Genomic DNA, 17,334 nt, shown 5'->3' with positions numbered 1-17,334 from the left:
GCGGGCCGGGCAGGGTGAACCGGACAACCGGATTCGTACCGTGCCCACCATGAACGACGCTGCCCACCAATCAGAACCACTCCCGGTATGGGTCGTTGTGGCCGACGCGGCCGGACAGCTCACCGTGCCCTGCCAGGCTGTGGGAATCACCGCGCACCGGGTGCTGCTCGTCGCCGCGACCGACGACGTCGACGTATTCGTCGCGGCGGCCGAGCGGTTCGGGGTGACCGTTCTACCGCGGCGGCGGGGGGATCTGCTGCCGGCGGGGGTGGTGCAGGCGGTGTCCGAACCGATCGTCGGTACGGCCCGCGAGCGACCGAGCCGGTTGCTTGCGCGCTGTGGTGATGGCCGGGACGGTGCTGTCCTCGTCGATGGTGACCTGGTGGTGCCCTGGGTTGACCTCGGAGACCTGACCGCGCTCGCTACCGAGGTCGCGCGCACTGCAGCGTAATCGAGACAGGCACGACCGCCGGAGTCGAGGTGGCTGAGCCGGTCATCGCCGACCTGTCGTGACAACGGCGCATCCCGACGGGGTCAACGCTCAGGTGAAGGAGTGTCTGCGCTCGATCGGGCCTTCGTTATCACGACTCGAATTGCTCGACTATCGGAACCCCACCGGGCGCTGTTCTCCTGGGCTTCGACGAGCTGTTCGTCGCTCACCTCGACAGTGTTGTCACCGTCGTACTCCTCGATGCGGTAGTCCGCCTTCCAGAGAGTTCCACTCATCGTCAATCGATCGTCTCCGTCGACCAGGAACACCTCGGGTGCCGCCTCGACGGACAGACGTCCCTCGACTCGGTGGGTAGCTCTCATTCTCATCTGAGCATTATCGCAGGTCACGCAGGAGCCAACGCAGAAAGGAGGACGAGAGCGCAACGTGTGCCAGCATCAGACTCGCTTCGTAGACGTTCGGTGCGCCCGGTCCTTCCAGGAATAGGCGCGGGCTGTCCACCGTCGCTGTAGGGCTCGTTCGTGGGAGGGGTGTGCGGCACTTCGACTGCAATGGTCCGCACGGTCGTGTAGTCGCCGGAAACAAGGGTGTATTCAGAGCCGGTCGAGCTCCTCAGAGATGCCGACCGAGCGGGATCGGCCGCGATCGCATCCAGGACACGTCGACCCCGATTCGCGCCGACGCAGTGAACCGAGCCTGATGATGGCATCACCACACCGATACCGCTGCCGGCACTGTTCGCGGCTGAAACACACGTAGCGTCGGATCCATACCGTCCCTCCTCGACAGCTTCCCAGATGTCCCGAGGAGAGAACCCATGACGGCCACCGAGGCGCCCGATGCCTTCCTGACCGCGGCGCTCGCCGAGCACGGTGACCCACTGACCGGCGACCAGTACGTCGAGTACGTGTTGCTCGCGCGGCAGACAGCGTGGGCGGATCAGCACCGCGCCGCGAGTGAGACGAAAGACCTCAAACTCTCCCGGATCACCACGCCACTGTTGCCGAACTTCGTGCTGGAGGCGGACATCGCGCACGTACAGCTTCCGCAGACGACGCCCAAGCCCCGGACACAGCCACGGCGGTACCGTCCCGCGTCGTACTGGCGGGACCGCGTGAACAAGCTCAGCACAGAGATGCAGACGCTGGCCGAGCCCATCATCACCGACCGCGCTGCAGCGGGAGGCACAGGGCTGGGCCCGAAGCGAACCCGCAGGGCCCAGCAGCAGATGGACACACGGCTGGCCCGCTACACCCAACTCCAGCGACGGCGCGCCTACGCCCAACAGATGCTGCAGGCCGCCCAGGCCCGGGAGGCGTGTCACACCGAGGGGTGACGATCACCCACAGAGACTGCGGCCGCCGCGGCGGCCGAAACCGGTGCGGCGGCGGTGAACGACTCACGTAGCGTCCGCCGCCGCACCATCCGAGAAAAGAGGGAGAAACCAGATGAGCGTGGATGGGTTCGTATTCGTCGACCTCGAAACCACCGGCACCAAAGCCGCCGAAGAAGAGATCCTCGAGATCGGCTTCGCGCTGTACTCCGAAGACCTCGAGCCGATCGAGCGGTTCGAAATCCTCGCGGTCACCACCGGCACCGCAGCCCTGATCGAGCAGGTCCGCAACGACCCGGCCTACGACTTCATCACTCAGATGCACACCAAGAACGGCCTGTTCGCGGACCTCAAAAAAGAACTCGTCACCCTCGGCGACAACGTCCCTACGGACCTGTCGGGGTACGAATCCGAGATCGTCGACATCCTCGCCCGGTGGGGAGTAGACGAATCCACCCCGCTGTGCGGGTGCTCGCACCGCATGGATCGTGAGTTCCTCGACCGGTGGTTGCCGAAGGTCGAGGCGATGTTCTCGTACCGCATGATCGACGCGCGGTCGTTCTGCGAAGCCGGAGCGATCCTCGACGCCGGGCGCACCGCCGAACGCCTCAAGCTCGTCGACGAGTACGGCACCGCAAACCATCGGGTGGCCGAGGACATCCACTACGCCGCGAACCTGCTGCGCGTCTTCCACGATCGGGCCCCGATTCCATTCGGCGCCTGAACCGCATACCAACTCAGGGGCGGCCCGTCCCCTTTCCGGAGGGGGCGGGCCGACCCGTATTCGTTGCTCCGCTCGGCTGTCCACACCCCCACCGCAGCCCACAGGCCTGATGGTCTGCGGCGGACTGCAACACGACCACCGGTGGCATCGGAAGGTCAAGGGCATCAACTTCGATTCGCCGGGAGGCCACCGTGACCGTCACCTTCGACCAGCCGCTGCTGCAGCGCATCGTCGGCTACAACCGCACGCTCCGCGAGGAGATCGCCGAGCGTGCGGCCGCGCAGCGCGCTCTCGCCGCCCGCGCTCTCGCGTGTGCTGCCCACGCGGTGAATCCGGATGCGCACACCGTCACGGTGCACGAGATCGACTCGTGGTTCGCATTCACGGACTTCACCTGCACGGGACCCGACGGTTCGCTGCGCGCGGTAAAGGGCTTGCCTGTCGAGGTGCTCGGCGTCGTCAGCGCCGCGCTGGCGACCCTTTGCCCTGGCGAAGAGTGCGCGCCGTGGAGGCGGGCCCACTCCACCGCTGAGCTGGACATCGCAGCTGCGCTCGTCCCGGCCGCCGGATACCCATTCCAGACTGTCGAAGAGCGGGTCCTTGGCGCGCTCGAGGAGCAGACCGGCAAGACGATTCGAAAGGTTGAGATCACCAGCGAGGAGTTCGAAAACGGCTTCTACCCCTCGACCACGGTGGAGGTCGATTTCACCGATGGCGACAGCGAGCACGTGTACTTCGAGGCGTTCGCCGATGGGGATTTCCTCTCCGAGCTGCACGAATACCAGGGGCAGTTCGGTCGCAACACCCGCATCGTGATCACCCGGTCCGCACAGGGCATCACGATCGACTGACCACCGCGCACGGCCCGCACCGGGGATGGCGGGCCGTGCGCCTTCCTCTCAGCTCGTCGGTTGTCCGCAGCACCCGCTGACCCACCGTCGACCCATCCACGCCGGTGCTTGTGCCGGCGACCGAACCGAACTGGAGACGAACTCATGACCACGAACCCGCACGATCCGACCAACCTCACCGAGGTCGCCAACAAGCGAGGCACCGTCATCCGCGTTGGTCAACAGTGGTGCGACAACAGCCCGACTCGGGATCCGATCCGGCACTTCACTATCGAGGCGATCGAGGAGACCTACGGCCACCATCAGGCCATCTGCCGGATCACCCACGGCACCGACCGCGCCACCGGTGGCCGCGTGCCGATTGATCGGGTGGTAAGCATCGACGTCGACCGGTTACACCCGGTCCACACCGGCTACCGACAAGTCGACCCCTCCGATCCGACGTGACCCGGGTCGTGAACGGTCTCGGCCATGGGGGTCTTCGGAGGGCTTCCCAGGACTGCGAAAAGCCACCGGGTGCACCGCACCGTCGTTCGCACTGTCGTCGTGCGACCTGGAACCTGTCCGCCCGCACCAAGTTGGGGGAGGGTGGAGAAGCCGGCCCTCATGCTGCCTGTCACGTGATGACGAGAGGATGGCATGGGATTTCCGGGGATCGACGGTCGCATCGGCGAGGCTGATCGTTTGAAGAATCCGCGTGCCGTTCGAAAGTTGTCCGTATGTCAGACGAGTCGGTGCAGCCGCTCATGGCGGAACACCCGTGCCGTAACGGGTGAAACATATATCGGATGTGTTTCTAGCGTTGCAATTGCCATCACGGAGATTGCAACGCGAGGAGGACACGCCATGCCGCGAAGGATTCGACCCGAATGCACGTGCGGGACCTGGGATCGGCTTCACGAGCCTCACTGCGACCGCCGCACCCGCGACTTCATCGAGAACGACGAATTCGATGACGCGGTCGACGAGTTCAGGGACGACTGGGAACCGACCCCAACCGACTACGTCGCTGCCGGGCTCAACATCGCCTGACACCTCTACCGCGGCTGCCCCGTGCACCTGGCGGGGCAGCCGCCGTATCTGCCTGCCCTCAACACCGAAAGTGAGGACTGATGTCCGAAGCCACCCGTCCCAAGAGCACCATCGCGCAGATCATCACCGCCGTCGCCGCGGTCACCGGCGTCGTTCTGCTGGTGCTCGCGGGCGTCGTCTTTGCACAGATCGCCGAGCAGTCGGCTGTCACCGTCCCCAGCGCCGTCAAACAGTGGGCGTGCCTGCCCTACACCGAGTACGTCCTCGACCAGCACCGCGCCGGTCTGACGCCCGAACAGATCCGGGCGACCCTCGACGTCGTCGAACTCGACCGCGGTTCACAACCAGGAGTCACCCCTGCCACTGTGAACATCGACGAACCACGCCTCGACTCGATCGACACATGCGGTTTGCCCGCCGAGATCATCGACGCGGCCGCGAAGTAGCGACGTCAGCACCGGCCCCGGCCCCGTCCCTCGCGCGAGGGACGGGGCCGTCATCGTCTACCGAGCGACGCGTTCACGCGCGTCGAGTTCCTTGCCGAGCAGGTCGAACTCGGTGAGCATCCGGTACCAGTCCTCGACATGGTGCTCGACGTCGTAACCGGCCTCGAACAGACGGCGGATGAGGTCGAGCTGCTGGTTGTACCGGTCGACCCAGGCAGGCGCCCACACGGTGCCGTTCCAGCGCCGGTAGCCGTACGGCATGTGCTCCCAGCCACGGATGCCGGGCGGAAACGACTGCGAAGCAGCAGAAGCAGAAACGAACATGAGGCCCTCCTACAGGGGCTCGGGCGCAGCGGAAGGCCGCGCAGGCGGTGGGCCACCGACGGCGGCCCCGGGTCCTCATGTGGTGTGCAGCGACGGTATCGACCGCAGGCACGTGGTGTTTCAGCTGCCGCTCCACTGGTGAAGCCGGCCGGTACCGTGCCGCTCGCGGCGCACGCCGGAGTTTGTCGGGGTGTACAGGGAAGATGCGCGCAGATGCGAGCTGTCCACCGTTGTCGGGCAGGGAAGGGTGAGGTGAGGTGACCGCAGTCGAGCAGGTCGATACATTGCGGGCCGCGGTGATTGCGCTTCACCAGTCGGGTTCGGCGACAGCCATTCTGTCGGCCGCCGCACGGTCGGCGCACTGGCACCCCGCCGTCGTCGAGCGCGTTCGAGCTCAGTTGCCGGCCTTCGCCGACCAGCTCGGCGCCCTCGGGTTCGACCTCACCCAGCTCCTCGGTCCCACCGCCCAGAAAGCGAAGCCCCCGACGCAGCACGCGCCGCGGCATGGCTTCGGCGCCGGCCCACCGCGTGTCCCACTGGATCCGGCACTGCGCGCTCCACAGCACGCTGCGCCGCGGCGTGGTTTCGGTGCCGGCCCTGCCGCGCCAGCCACCGATCCGGCCCTGCATCGAGGGACACCGAAACCGCAGCACACAACCCGAAACGCTCGCCCCCGCCCCGACGTAGAGATCCCCACCATCCCGACGCTGTCGGCCGCAGCCGTCCTCGGGCAGCCCTCCCACAAGCCACCACTCGAGTTCGAAGGCACTCTCGACGGACTGCGCGGCGTCCCCCTCGACGATCTCGCCGGCATCCGCGACGACGCCGGCATCGGCGACAAGGAACTCGAACGCCTCACCGCCGCCGGCATCGCCACGGTCTACGACCTGATGATGCGGGTGCCGCTGCGCTACATCGACCGCTCCGAGATCACCCCCATGTCAGCCCTGCGGCCCGGGATGAAGAACGTCGCCACCGTCGGCAAGGTGCTGTCCACCAAAGCCGACTGGGGCAAGAAGTACGCCCGCATCGAGATCGGCGCCGGCGGCTACCGGGTCACCTCGATGCAATTCCAGCAGCCGTGGCTGGCGCAGCGCTTCCGCCGTGACGACCTCGTGCTGATGTGGGGTGACGTCACCGAATGGGAAGGGTTCATCCAGATGGGCGGTGCGCTGATCGCGCCAATGCGCGATGCCACCGCCCCGTTCGTGCCGGTGTACCCGCAATCCGACAAACACCAGGTCTCGACGTGGACGCTGCACCGCGCCGCCCTCGACGCGCTGCGTCGACTGCCGGCACTCGACGATCCGCTCCCGGAACAGATCCGCACCGCCCGACAGTTGCCGGGCCGCCTCGAGGCGCTGCGCGCTGTCCATGTCCCGGACAACGCCGCCGACGCCACCTCGGGCAGGGACCGTCTCGCCTACGACGAACTGCTGCGGATGCAGCTCGCAATGGGTGTGCAGCGCAATGCCGCCCGGCAGCAGCCGGCGGTCGTGCACGCCCCGACCGGCCGACTGACCCGGCCATGGCTCGAATCGCTGCCGTGGCCGTTGACCGGTGCCCAGAGCCGGGTGCTCAAGGAGATCGCCGAGGATCTGCGGGCGCCGTCGCCGATGAAACGGCTCCTGCAGGGCGACGTCGGCTCGGGTAAGGCACAGCCCTTGGATGCACGCGTCCTGACCCCGGACGGGTTCAAGCTGATGGGAAACATGCAGATCGGAGACACTGTAGTGACTCCTTGCGGCTCCACTGCGCCTGTCGTAGGTATCTACCCGCAGGGAGATCGTGACATCTACCGTCTGACGTTTAGCGACGGTACGTCTGTTGAAGCTGATGACGAGCATCTTTGGGTGGTCAACACATCGAGCGGTTGGCATCGAAACACCGCGACGAAGACTTTGACCACCAGTGAACTGCGACGAAGTCTCACGGAAAAGAACGGCGCCTCGCGATGGCACCTACCCGTCATCACCCCCGTAGACCTGCAGGGTGAAGGCCGACCGCTGGACCCGTATCTCATGGGCCTTCTCCTCGGTGATGGAGGGTTCTCTGATGGTGCCGTGACATTCACCAATGCCGACAAAGTGCTCCTCGACTACGTACGCGAGGCTGCGGACCATCTCGGCTGCGAACTCGTCCCAGCCGACAGTTCAAGTATGAAGCACGGCATCTACTACCGGATCGTAGGCAAAACCCGTGGAATAAATAGGGTGGCGCTGGCTGTGCGATTCCTCGAACTGATGAGACATTCGTCGCGCACCAAGTTCGTTCCAGAGTCGTACAAGCAGGCCCCGGTGTCAGCTCGAATCGCCCTACTTCAAGGTCTCATGGATACCGATGGGGAGATCGGTCAGGAAGGATCATCAGTCGCGCTTACGCTGGCATCTGAACGCCTTATCGACGACGTCGCTTGGGTGGTCTACTCGCTCGGCGGCCGCGCAAAGAAGAGAGTGGTCCAGAAGAGATACCGCCGCGCCGACGGATCCCATTACGAAGGCACGTACTACCGACTTGGCATGACACTTCCGAACGACATCAATCCGTTCCGGCTTGGCCGAAAAGCCGATCGCGTGCGATCGAGAACAAAGTACGCACAACGTCGCCGAGCGATCCGCGCGATCGAGTATGTGGGACGTAAACCCGCGCAGTGCATCCTGATCGATCATCCATCACACATGTACGTGACCGACAATTTCACGCCGACACATAACACCAAGGTAGCCCTGGGTGCGATGTTGATGGCTGTCGAAGGCGGCCACCAGGCAGCCCTCATGGCACCCATCGGCGTGCTCGTGCAGCAGCACTACGCAGAAATCGCCGAAACCTGCGACAAGCTCGGCCTGCGCGCAGTCCTCGTCCCAGGCAAGAACAAGCCGAAAGCCCGACGCGAGGCGCTCGCTGGCCTTGCCTCGGGGGAGATCCACATTGCCGTCGGCACCACCGGCCTGCTGTCCGACGACGTGCAGTTCAAGAGCCTCGGCCTCGCTGTGATCGACGAGCAGCACCGATTCGGGGTGAACCAGCGTGCGGCGCTACTCGCCAAGGGGCCTGGCGGTGCGATCGCTGACGAACTCGGTGCTACCGCGACGCCGATCCCACGCACCGCGGCGATGACGCAGTTCGGGGACGTCGACATCTCCATCCTCGACGAACTCCCACCAGGGCGAACACCGATCAAAACCCGGTGGGAACCGGTGGTCGACTTGGATGACCCGAACCACGCGCACTGGAGCTTCGTCCGCGCCCAGATCACCGGCGGCCGACAAGCGTTTGTGGTGTGCCCGCTCGTCGCTGAGCCGGAAACGAAGGCCGGGCAGGAATCCGAAGCGCAGTCCGCTGCCGCCCTGGAAACAGCGACAGCGCTTGCCGACGGAGCCTTGGCCGGGCTGCGGATCGCGGTGGTCACCGGCCGCCAGAAGCCAGCCGACCGCGCAGAGATCATGCACGCCTTCACCACCGGCGAACTCGACGTCCTCGTCGCGACCACCGTGATCGAAGTCGGGGTTTCGGTGCCGAATGCCACCACCATCACCATCCTCGACGCCGGCAACTTCGGTCTCGCGCAGCTCCATCAGCTCCGCGGCCGTATCGGGCGCGGCAAGCACCCCGGGTTCTGCGTCCTCACCGGGGAGGTGTCCGACATCGGCCGCGCCCGCATGGACGCGATGTGCGACACCACAGACGGTTTCAAGCTCGCCAACGTCGACCTCGAGCTCCGCGGTCCCGGCGCACTCGCCGGCACCGCCCAGGCTGGGCACCGCGCCGGGCTGCTCGTGGCGGACCTGCTCGCCGACGCCGAGCTGATGCACGCCGCCCGCGCCGACGCCCAGCAGATGCTCGCCGCCGACCCGCAACTGCTGCGCCGGCCGACCCTGCGCGCCGAAGTCGAACGCGCACTGGGAGAGGACGCGCACTACCTGCGGCGCAGCTGAGCCGCTATGCGGGGACGACGTCCGCAGTCCAGCGGGCGCGCAGATCGACAGCCAGGTTTCTAGCGCACCCTGCTGCTGGTCCACCGGATGCTTGGAGGAATAGGAATCTCAGAGGTCACTTCTTGAAGGATGTCGCGGAGTGCTTCGACAAGCATCGGCCCTTCGGCGTTGATGCTGTTCATGGTCCACTCTCTGACCAAACTCCGTCTTCCTTCGGAATCGGTCCGCTGGACCTCCGCGACTAGGTCGACCATCGGGCGAGCCGAGTCGTCCCCCATCACGCCGCCGACAATCGCCCGAAGGTCTCCCTGGTCTGGCAGGAGTCGAAGAATCAACGCTCCTTCCCAGGGCTCAGGCGGGGGCGGGCCATCTTCTTCGTAATCACCATTAGCGCACCATCTCGCCCGAAACCCCTGATGAGCGCGTTTTCCTGCTCGAGAGTGTCGGTGCTGGCCGGTAGGCTCCCGTTCCGTGCCCGACGAGCTGCTCACGAGCCGCCCCGACGACGTGTCCGTGCCTGTCCCGACCTCCGGTGACCCCGCCGTGCCGGTGTTGCCGGCCGAGACCCTCACGAAGGTGGCCGGGACGGCGGCGCGGTCGCGGTCCGAGTCGACCCGCCGCAACTACGCCGCCGACGGGGCCCGGTTCACCGCGTGGTGCCAGCGCGAAGGACATGCCGCGTTGCCGGCGCATCCGCTCACCGTCGCCGCCTACCTCCACGACGCCGCCGCCACCGTCACGGAGACAGGGGAGCGGGCCTACTCACCCTCAACGTTGGCCCGCTGGGTCGCCGGCATCGGTTACCACCACCGCCGCGCCGGACACCCCGCCCCCGGGGCCGACGAGCTGGTCGCCGCGACCCTGTCCGGGATCCGCCGCGACTACGCGACGGCGGGCGAGCGGCCCCGCACTCCCCGGGCGCCGCTGCTCACCGCCGACATCGTCACCATCGTCGAGCGTGCGCGGGCCGACAGCGGCAACTGGGCCGACGAGGTCCTCGAACGCCGCGACAGTGCGATCCTGCTGCTCGGCTTCGCCGGCGCGTTCCGCCGCAGTGAACTTGTCGCCCTGACCTGCCGCGACGTGTCCTTGCATCGGCTCGACGGACTGCACATCAAACTCCGCAAGACCAAGACGGATCAGGAGGGGCGGGGGAGTATCCGGGCGTTGCCGTTCACGCACAGTCATGCGAGTTGCCCACCGTGTGCGTGGATGCGGTGGGCGCAGATCGTCGCCGCCTTCGACCACGGCAGCCGCCCCGCCGTCATCCGGCTGCTGCGTACCGCCGAGCCGTTCGCGGCGCACGTGTGCCGGGGGTCCCGGCCGCGCATGGTCCCGGCGTCGCCGTTGCTGCGGTCGATCCGCAAGAACGGCAACCTCTCCGACACCGCCCTGTCGGGAGCGGCAGTGCACAAAGCGATCCGCCGCCGCGCCGAGCAGGCCGGCTACGACCCCGACATCGTCCAACAGCTCGGTGGGCATTCGCTGCGAGCCGGGTTCGTCACCCAGGCCTTCCGCAACGGTGCCAGTGCGCACGCGATCATGCGCCAGACCGGGCACAGCACCCCGGCCATGCTCGAAACCTACGCCCGCGAACACGCCCCACTCATCGGCAACGCCGTCACCAACCTCGGATTGTGACCGCGATGACCAGCACCGCACGAGAAGACATCCGCCGCAACGATGTTCATGATGCCGAGCTGGGCCTACGCATCCCGAGTCGCTACCGGCACGACTGGGCGCTGTTCGCCGACTGGTGCGCCGCCGCCGACCGGTCGCCGATTCCGGCTAGCCCCGCGACCCTGGCCATGTTCCTGCACGAGCACCCGGCCGCGGTCGCGACCCAGCGGCGCCGCTTATCGGCGATCAACGCCGTCCACACCGGGCACGGCTACCCCGCCCCGGGACGCACCGAGACCGTGCGCCGGCACCTCGACACCACCCGTGCTTCGCGCCTCGACCGGCTCGGACGCCTGCTGGTGCAGAGAGCGGCCGAGTTGCCCATCACCGGCTGGCCGAGCGGACTGTTCGGCCGCCGCGACGCCCTGCTGCTGGTCCTCGCCGCCACCGGCATGACCTTTGTCGACATCACCCGATTGCGCCGCCGCGACCTCCGCCTCGACGGCAACACCCTGGTGGTCACGACCCAGTCCGGCGAAAGGTTCCGACTCGGACCGGATCCCGAGACCGGAGACAACCCAGCTGCCGCGATGTATCGGCGGTGGGCGGAGATCCAGGCGTTTCTCGACCTGTACCCGGGCACGCATCTATTGCGCCATCACCTCACCGACCCGACCGCGATCATCTCCGATCCGCTCGATGCGGAACAGGCCCGGCAACCGTTGCTGTGTCCGATCGACCGCTGGGGACACCTCCCGCACGCGCAGACGATGACCCCGCAATCGGTATCGGCGCTGGTGCGGGCGCACCTGTCCGGACGTGTTCCGGTACGGAAGGTGTTGCCCGTTCCCCCGCAAGACGATGTCGACGCTTGGGTCGAGCCTGAGATCGACCTCGACGCCGGCTACTACGACCGCGGTACCACCGCCCGCCGCCGCGATCACCAGACCCTCGAAGACCTCACCGACGTCTTCGACGAGATCGAAGCCCGCACCGATGCGCTCCTCGAGGACCTGATGGGGGTGCTTGAGGGACTGTGAAGGGAGTCTGATGGAGTCGCCCGCTGGACGTGCACGCATGCCGTGCATTCGTGCAGTTGTCGTCGGTCTTGATTCTCTCCGACGCATTCCACAGGAGTGCGCCAGAGCCACAGTTAACGAGCGCCGTCGATCAGGACAAGGCAGAACCGGATCCCGCCGAGCCGGTCGCCACGCCCGCCAACCACAGTGCAATGCACTCCGGCGTAAAGCGCTCCCACTTGCACAAGTTGAGGGCAGGCACGGGTGGGGCGGTGTCCGCAGCAGCGGTACCCATCGAACCCGCTCCGAGCGCGGCGGTCACAGCGGTCACGACGACGAACTTGCGCAGCATCAGGTGCCTTCCATAGACGTACATTCTGTGACATCGGAGATGGAGCACTTCGTTACCACAGTATCGATGCGGTCACCGAGGGAAAACCGATGCCATGCTCTTCGAAATCGGTGACCACCTGAAGCAGATGAGACAGGTGAGCGTCGAAGGTGGATTCGGCCAGATGACTAACGGTGGCGAGGTCACACGTGCGCAGCGGAACTGTGTCGGTCTGTGCGGACAGCACGGCGCCATTCGGTCTCTCGCAGCAATCGCAGTCCGTTGAGACCGACGAGGATGGTGGAGCCTTCATGACCCGCCACTCCCAGCGGCAGCGGCAGCGTGCCGACAAGGTCCCAGGTCACCAGGACCACGATGACCGAGGCGGCGATGACGAGGTTGGCGATGACCAGGCGTCGAGCCCTCCGGGCCAGGTGGATCACCGCAGGGATGGCGGTGAGGTCGTCACGGACGACGACCGCGTCGGCGGTCTGCAAGGTCAGATCCGATCCCGCGCCACCCATGGCGATACCGACATGCGCAGCGGCCAGCGCGGGAGCGTCGTTGATGCCGTCTCCGACGACGACCACTTTCGCTCCGTCGGCCTGCAGCGCGCGTACGGCGGCGACCTTGCCGTCGGGCAGCAGCCCGGCCTGCAGGCGCAGTGGCTCAGCGATCAGATCGGCGACCTCGGAATAGGTCTAGCTGCCGAAGAGCGTGTCGAACTGGCGAGTGCTGCCTCTGTCGACCGGCTGGGCCGTGGACGCTGTACGGGTTGCTGTTCACGATCGTGCTCCTATTCGCGCTCCAGGGCGAACAGATCACGTCGCAGCCATGGGACGTCGTGCGCATCGCTCTGCCTCTGCTCACCTATTTTGTCCTCATGTGGGGCGGCGGGTTCCTGTTCGGCGCCGCGATCGGTCTGGGCTACGAGCGCACCACCACCCTGGCGTTCACCGCCGCGGGCAACAACTTCGAACTGGCCATCGCAGCCTCGGCGACAGTGACCGTAGGATCGAAGGAGCTGCAGCGTGCGCCGTGTTCGTCCCAGAGACTCCTGGTGGGTCTGTGGAGGTCACCACGAGAGTTCGCGACAGCGTCCCTCGCCGTCGTGGGGTTCGACCTGCAGGGTGGCGTGTTCGAGGCCGAAGCGTTCCGCCAACAAGGTTTGTGCCGCTGTGAGCACGGCTGTGGAGTCCGCGTCGGATTCGGTGACCAGATGTGCAGAGGCCACTTCCATGCCCGAGGTAAGAGTCCAGACGTGCAGGTCGTGGGATTCATGGACTCCAGGAAGGGCATTAAGGGCGGCGTTGACCTCGGTGATGTCGATACTCTTCGGGGCTTGTTGGAGCAGTATGCCGATCGCGTGTCGGCCGAGATTGTAGGCCCGGGGCAGGACGAAGAGTCCGATGGCGACACCGATGAGCGGGTCGGCGTACCGCCAGCCGAACACGATGGTCACCACACCGCTGATAAGCACGCCGACCGAACCGAGCATGTCGGCCAGGACTTCGAGGTAGGCCCCGCGGACGTTGATGCTCTCCTTGGCGCCGGCGCGCAACAGGAGAAACGAAATGACGTTGATGGTGAGGCCGACCACGGCAACGATGGTGACGGGCAGGCCGGGGACTTCGGGTGGGGCGGACAGTCGTTGGAGGGCTTCGTAGAGAATCCAGAGGGCGACGCCGAACAGCAGGAGTGCGTTGAGCAGGGCGGCGAACACTTCGGTGCGGTACAGGCCGAAGGTCCGGTCCGGTCGGGTGCGGGCACGCTGGGCGACGGTGATAGCGGTGACGGCCATCAACACGCCGAACACGTCGGTGAACACGTGCGCGGAGTCGGAGAGCAGGGCCAGCGACGAGGTGGAGAGTCCGACGACGACCTGGAGCACAAAGGTCACCAGGCCCAGGGCCACGGCGATCCACAACCGTCGGACGTGTCGGCCGGAGGCGCTGGTGGCTTGGGCGGGCGAGAGGCCGTGTCCGTGTCCGTGGCTCATCGTTTTCCTTCCTCAAGACACCGACATCATATAGTCATATGCGCATGAATATATAGAGCGGTCGCGAAAATTGGATCGGCACGATCAACTATCCTTCATAGTATTTCGGCGGCGAGGCGCGCGCCTGCAGGTTCGGCCGGCGGGAACGGGCGAACAACGGACGAGGTGAGGTTTTCCGTGGCAGGTACCAGTAGAGCTGCAGTCGGCGTGATGGTCTCTTGGACGGCAGGCGCGGCCCTGGTGGCGGCCGCCCTGGCGGCCGTGTCGAGCAGTGAGGTTCTGCGGTTGCTCGGACTGCCGGATCCAGGAGTGCTCACGAGATACGGACTCCCGGCCGCCACCGCGATAGGGGAAGTGGCGGCGGTGGTGATGATCGGGTCGTTGCTGGTGGCGGCGGTGCTGGTACCACCACAACGTTCCGGGCTGCTCGATGTCGACGGTTACCGCGCAGTGCGGACTGCGGGCGCGGCTGCAGCGCTATGGGCAGGATCGGCGCTGGTGCTGATTCCTCTGTCGTTGTCGGACACCTCCGGCCAACCACTGAGCACCGTGTTCGCCGATCCGGTTCCGTTCGTGCAGTCGGTGGGGCAAATCGAGGCATCCACCGCCTGGCTGTGGACCGCGTGTCTGGCTGCCGCGGTGGGGCTGGGATGCCGCCTCGTTCTGCAGCACCGGTGGACACCGCTGTTACTGGTCCTGGCGGTAGGGAGCCTGATGCCACGCGCGTTAACGGGACATTCCGCCGGGGGCGGATCGCATGATCTGGCCACCAACAGCCTGATACTTCATCTGGTGGCGGCCGGACTGTGGGCCGGGGGATTGGCAGCGTTGGTGTTGCACGCCGTGCGTGGTGGCGGACATCTCGATGTCGCCACACGCCGGTTCTCCGCGCTGGCGACGGTGGCATTCGTGGTGATGGCTGTGTCGGGAATAATTAATGCTCTGGTGCGGGTTCCGCTTCGGGAGTTTCTGTCCGGCCCGTACGGACTTGTGGTCCTGGCCAAGGTCGTCGCACTCGGTGTAGTGGGGTGGCTGGGCTGGCGCCAACGGACGGTGGCGATCACGGCTCTGGCCGCCGACGCGTCGAATCGGGGGACGTTCATACGCTTGGCGGTAATCGAATCTGCGGTCCTGACGGCCACGATTGGACTCGGGGTGGCGTTGGGCCGTACTCCGCCGCCATTGGGCGAACGTCGCGAACCTAGCCTGGTCGACGAAGTCTTGGGGTACGGGTTCGATGGTGCCCCGACGCTGGGCAGGTTGCTGACGGAGTGGCGGTTCGATCTGTTACTGGGAACCGCAGCGGTCGTGCTGGCAGCGCTCTACCTGCTGGGAGTGCGGAGGCTACGTGCAGTGAGGCAGCCGTGGCCGGTCCGGCGCACCGTGTCCTGGCTTCTCGGCTGTCTAGTGTTGCTTCTGGTGACATCCTCCGGGGTCGGGCGCTACGCCCCGGCGGCGTTCAGCGTGCACCTGCCCGCATCCGCAGCGCTGGCGATCGTGGTGCCCATGTGCTTGGTTCTGGGCGCTCCGCTCACCTTGGCGGCCCGCGCGGTTCGCTCCGGCCCCAGCGATGCAGTTCCAGGAGCCCGCGACTGGATGCGGGCGATTTTCGCCAGCACCGCACTGCGATGGGTGACCCATCCCCTGATGGCCGCGGTGGTGCTCGTGGGCACCTTCTACCTGTTGTATCTCGGAGGACTGTACGACGGCGGCTCCTACCCGGGACGCATGGTGCTCGATATGTGGTTGCTGGCGGTGGGGTTGGTCTTCTTCTGGGTCACCGTCGGGATCGATCCTGTCCCCGTGCCGCAGGGACCGTTGACGCGCGTGGGAGCAGTGGCGGTCGCGCTGGCCGGCTACGCGTTCTTTCTGGTCGCCCTGATCATGGCGGATTTTGTGATCGCCGCCGAGTTCTATACCTCACTGCAACTGGGTTGGTTCGACGACTTGGCTGCCAATCAGCGACTCGGTGGAAACCTGGCGTGGGCCGTCGGCGAGCTACCGCTGCTACTGGCCACCGTGCTCGCGCTCGTGCGATGGAGTTCGATCGAAAACCAGCGTGCCCGGAAGCGGAACGACCAGGTCGACCGCGAGGGAGATCGCGAACTGGCCGCGTACAACGCGATGCTGAACGGACTGCACCCACACTCTCGTACCTCGGCAGCAGCCGACGCCGGCGCCTCCGGCCACGACCCCAAGCGCGAATCGGAGACCGGGTAACGATCCGGTATTGAAACTATGCAGAATAGTAGTAACGTGTCGGTGTCCGTCACCGTTTCGTTATCACGCGAGCGGGTGCCTTCTTGAGGATGCGATCTTGGCCCGACACCGTAAACCAGAGCCCCAACTCGCCGTTCCCCACCGCTCTGACTGTAGTACTGCAGCGTGGCCTGTTCCCGAGCCGACCGATCCCATCGACGCAGGTCGCGATGACGCTGCTTTCCCGACGACAGTGGCTGTCCTGGACCCGGCAGAACGTCTCGATATCGAGCATCGGGATGCCCTTGCCGAGCATGCGGACGCCCTCGCCCCGAGGCCGATCCGAAGCAAAGGCGCGCATCGCCGAACGAGCCCAGGAACGAGCGGACGCGTGCTGGCCGTGTCGGTAGCGGCAGGCGCGCTGCTGGCAGCAACGACCTCGAGCGCCCATGCCGCCTCGGTCCCTCCCACGGTCAGCGACGAGATCGAGGCCGCGTCGCAACCCTCAGCCCCTACGGATGTGCTGCCCCAGGCCCCCCAGGTGTTGCAGGCCGTGCAGGTGCCGATGCTGGCAGACTTCGCGGATCAACTCGACCGGGCACGGATCAGGGAGGAGCGCCGACTCATGCAAGAGGCCGAGGCGCGCCGCCCGAAAACGCTGATGCCTGTCAGTGGCACGCTCACGTCGAACTTCGGACCCCGCTGGGGCACGAGCCACTACGGGCTCGACATCGCCAACTCGATCGGCACCCCGATCGTCTCGGTGACCGATGGCACGGTACTCGAGGCCGGTCCCGCCTCCGGCTTCGGACTGTGGGTACGAATCCTGCAGGACGACGGCACGATCGGGGTGTTCGGGCACATCGATCAGGCCTTGGTTTCTGCAGGTCAGCGCGTGCGAGCCGGGGAACAGATCGCCACCGTGGGCAATCGGGGACAATCGACCGGGCCACATCTGCACTATGAAGTGTGGGGACCGGACGGCCAGAAGGCCGATCCCATGGCATGGTTGAACGCACGAGGGGTTCAGATCGCGTCAGATGCACGCACATAGATAAGGGATAATCGGC

16 protein-coding genes and 1 pseudogene are annotated in these 17,334 nt (G+C 66.1%); 13 read left to right on the top strand and 4 right to left on the bottom strand.

The features are described from left to right. The first annotated feature begins 49 nt into the window (after positions 1–49). From K3M35_RS20055 to K3M35_RS20025, 7 genes are all read left to right on the top strand, one after another. Positions 50–451, top strand: a complete 402-nt coding sequence (locus K3M35_RS20055) for a hypothetical protein (protein WP_138846029.1) — start codon at positions 50–52, stop codon at positions 449–451. Positions 452–1,268: 817 nt separating this feature from the next. Further along, entirely contained in the window at positions 1,269–1,787 is a 519-nt protein-coding gene (locus K3M35_RS20050) for a hypothetical protein (protein ID WP_138846027.1), read from the top strand. Between the two features lie 112 nt (positions 1,788–1,899). Further along, positions 1,900–2,508, top strand: coding sequence for an exonuclease domain-containing protein (locus K3M35_RS20045; protein WP_138846026.1), 609 nt, complete (start codon positions 1,900–1,902; stop codon positions 2,506–2,508). 191 nt (positions 2,509–2,699) lie between these two features. Then, positions 2,700–3,359: a hypothetical protein gene (locus tag K3M35_RS20040; RefSeq protein WP_138846025.1), complete on the top strand. Its 660-nt coding sequence runs from the start codon at positions 2,700–2,702 to the stop codon at positions 3,357–3,359. 144 nt (positions 3,360–3,503) lie between these two features. Further along, positions 3,504–3,806 (top strand): hypothetical protein, encoded by a 303-nt coding sequence (locus tag K3M35_RS20035; RefSeq protein ID WP_138846024.1) that lies wholly within the window; start codon positions 3,504–3,506, stop codon positions 3,804–3,806. A gap of 399 nt (positions 3,807–4,205) precedes the next feature. After that, the gene (locus K3M35_RS20030) at positions 4,206–4,391 is read left to right on the top strand and encodes a hypothetical protein (RefSeq protein WP_138846023.1); all 186 of its coding nucleotides are present in this window, start codon (positions 4,206–4,208) and stop codon (positions 4,389–4,391) included. An 80-nt stretch (positions 4,392–4,471) separates the two neighbouring features. Then, positions 4,472–4,837 carry a hypothetical protein gene (locus K3M35_RS20025; RefSeq protein ID WP_138846022.1) on the top strand — a complete coding sequence of 122 codons (366 nt, stop codon included), beginning with the start codon at positions 4,472–4,474 and terminating at the stop codon, positions 4,835–4,837. Positions 4,838–4,894: 57 nt separating this feature from the next. Here K3M35_RS20025 and K3M35_RS20020 read toward each other — a convergent pair whose 3' ends face one another. Continuing rightward, a complete protein-coding gene (locus tag K3M35_RS20020; protein ID WP_138846021.1) occupies positions 4,895–5,161 on the bottom strand; it encodes a hypothetical protein in 267 nt (88 codons plus the stop codon). Between the two features lie 899 nt (positions 5,162–6,060). Here K3M35_RS20020 and K3M35_RS20015 point away from each other — a divergent pair. From K3M35_RS20015 to K3M35_RS20005, 3 genes are all read left to right on the top strand, one after another. Beyond that, positions 6,061–9,096 (top strand): helicase-related protein, encoded by a 3,036-nt coding sequence (locus tag K3M35_RS20015; protein ID WP_308257093.1) that lies wholly within the window; start codon positions 6,061–6,063, stop codon positions 9,094–9,096. A gap of 471 nt (positions 9,097–9,567) precedes the next feature. Beyond that, on the top strand, positions 9,568–10,737 hold the full coding sequence (locus K3M35_RS20010; RefSeq protein ID WP_138846019.1) for a tyrosine-type recombinase/integrase: 1,170 nt from the start codon (positions 9,568–9,570) through the stop codon (positions 10,735–10,737). 5 nt (positions 10,738–10,742) lie between these two features. Then, complete coding sequence (locus K3M35_RS20005) at positions 10,743–11,756, top strand: hypothetical protein (protein ID WP_039584475.1); 1,014 nt, start codon at positions 10,743–10,745, stop codon at positions 11,754–11,756. A 130-nt stretch (positions 11,757–11,886) separates the two neighbouring features. Here K3M35_RS20005 and K3M35_RS20000 read toward each other — a convergent pair whose 3' ends face one another. Next, positions 11,887–12,087, bottom strand: a complete 201-nt coding sequence (locus K3M35_RS20000) for a hypothetical protein (protein WP_006553262.1) — start codon at positions 12,085–12,087, stop codon at positions 11,887–11,889. Positions 12,088–12,269: 182 nt separating this feature from the next. Then, the gene (locus tag K3M35_RS19995) at positions 12,270–12,746 is read right to left on the bottom strand and encodes an HAD-IC family P-type ATPase (RefSeq protein ID WP_081263501.1); all 477 of its coding nucleotides are present in this window, start codon (positions 12,744–12,746) and stop codon (positions 12,270–12,272) included. A 74-nt stretch (positions 12,747–12,820) separates the two neighbouring features. Between K3M35_RS19995 and K3M35_RS26310 the strand changes: the two are divergent. Next, positions 12,821–13,135 (top strand): annotated as a pseudogene (locus K3M35_RS26310) (arsenic resistance protein); the annotation flags it as partial. A 6-nt stretch (positions 13,136–13,141) separates the two neighbouring features. Here K3M35_RS26310 and K3M35_RS19990 read toward each other — a convergent pair. Further along, positions 13,142–14,065, bottom strand: coding sequence for a cation diffusion facilitator family transporter (locus K3M35_RS19990; RefSeq protein ID WP_039584342.1), 924 nt, complete (start codon positions 14,063–14,065; stop codon positions 13,142–13,144). A gap of 210 nt (positions 14,066–14,275) precedes the next feature. Between K3M35_RS19990 and K3M35_RS19985 the strand changes: the two genes are divergently transcribed. Both K3M35_RS19985 and K3M35_RS19980 read left to right on the top strand, forming a co-directional pair. Next, on the top strand, positions 14,276–16,285 hold the full coding sequence (locus K3M35_RS19985; protein ID WP_138846090.1) for a cytochrome c oxidase assembly protein: 2,010 nt from the start codon (positions 14,276–14,278) through the stop codon (positions 16,283–16,285). 370 nt (positions 16,286–16,655) lie between these two features. After that, positions 16,656–17,318: a M23 family metallopeptidase gene (locus tag K3M35_RS19980; protein ID WP_006553267.1), complete on the top strand. Its 663-nt coding sequence runs from the start codon at positions 16,656–16,658 to the stop codon at positions 17,316–17,318. Positions 17,319–17,334: the final 16 nt, after the last annotated feature.

The sequence above is a fragment of the Rhodococcus sp. DMU2021 genome, assembly GCF_019641445.1.
GTDB lineage: Bacteria > Actinomycetota > Actinomycetes > Mycobacteriales > Mycobacteriaceae > Rhodococcus > Rhodococcus pyridinivorans.
Note: the sequence above shows the minus strand (reverse complement) of the source record. Positions and strands in the feature narration are given on the sequence as shown.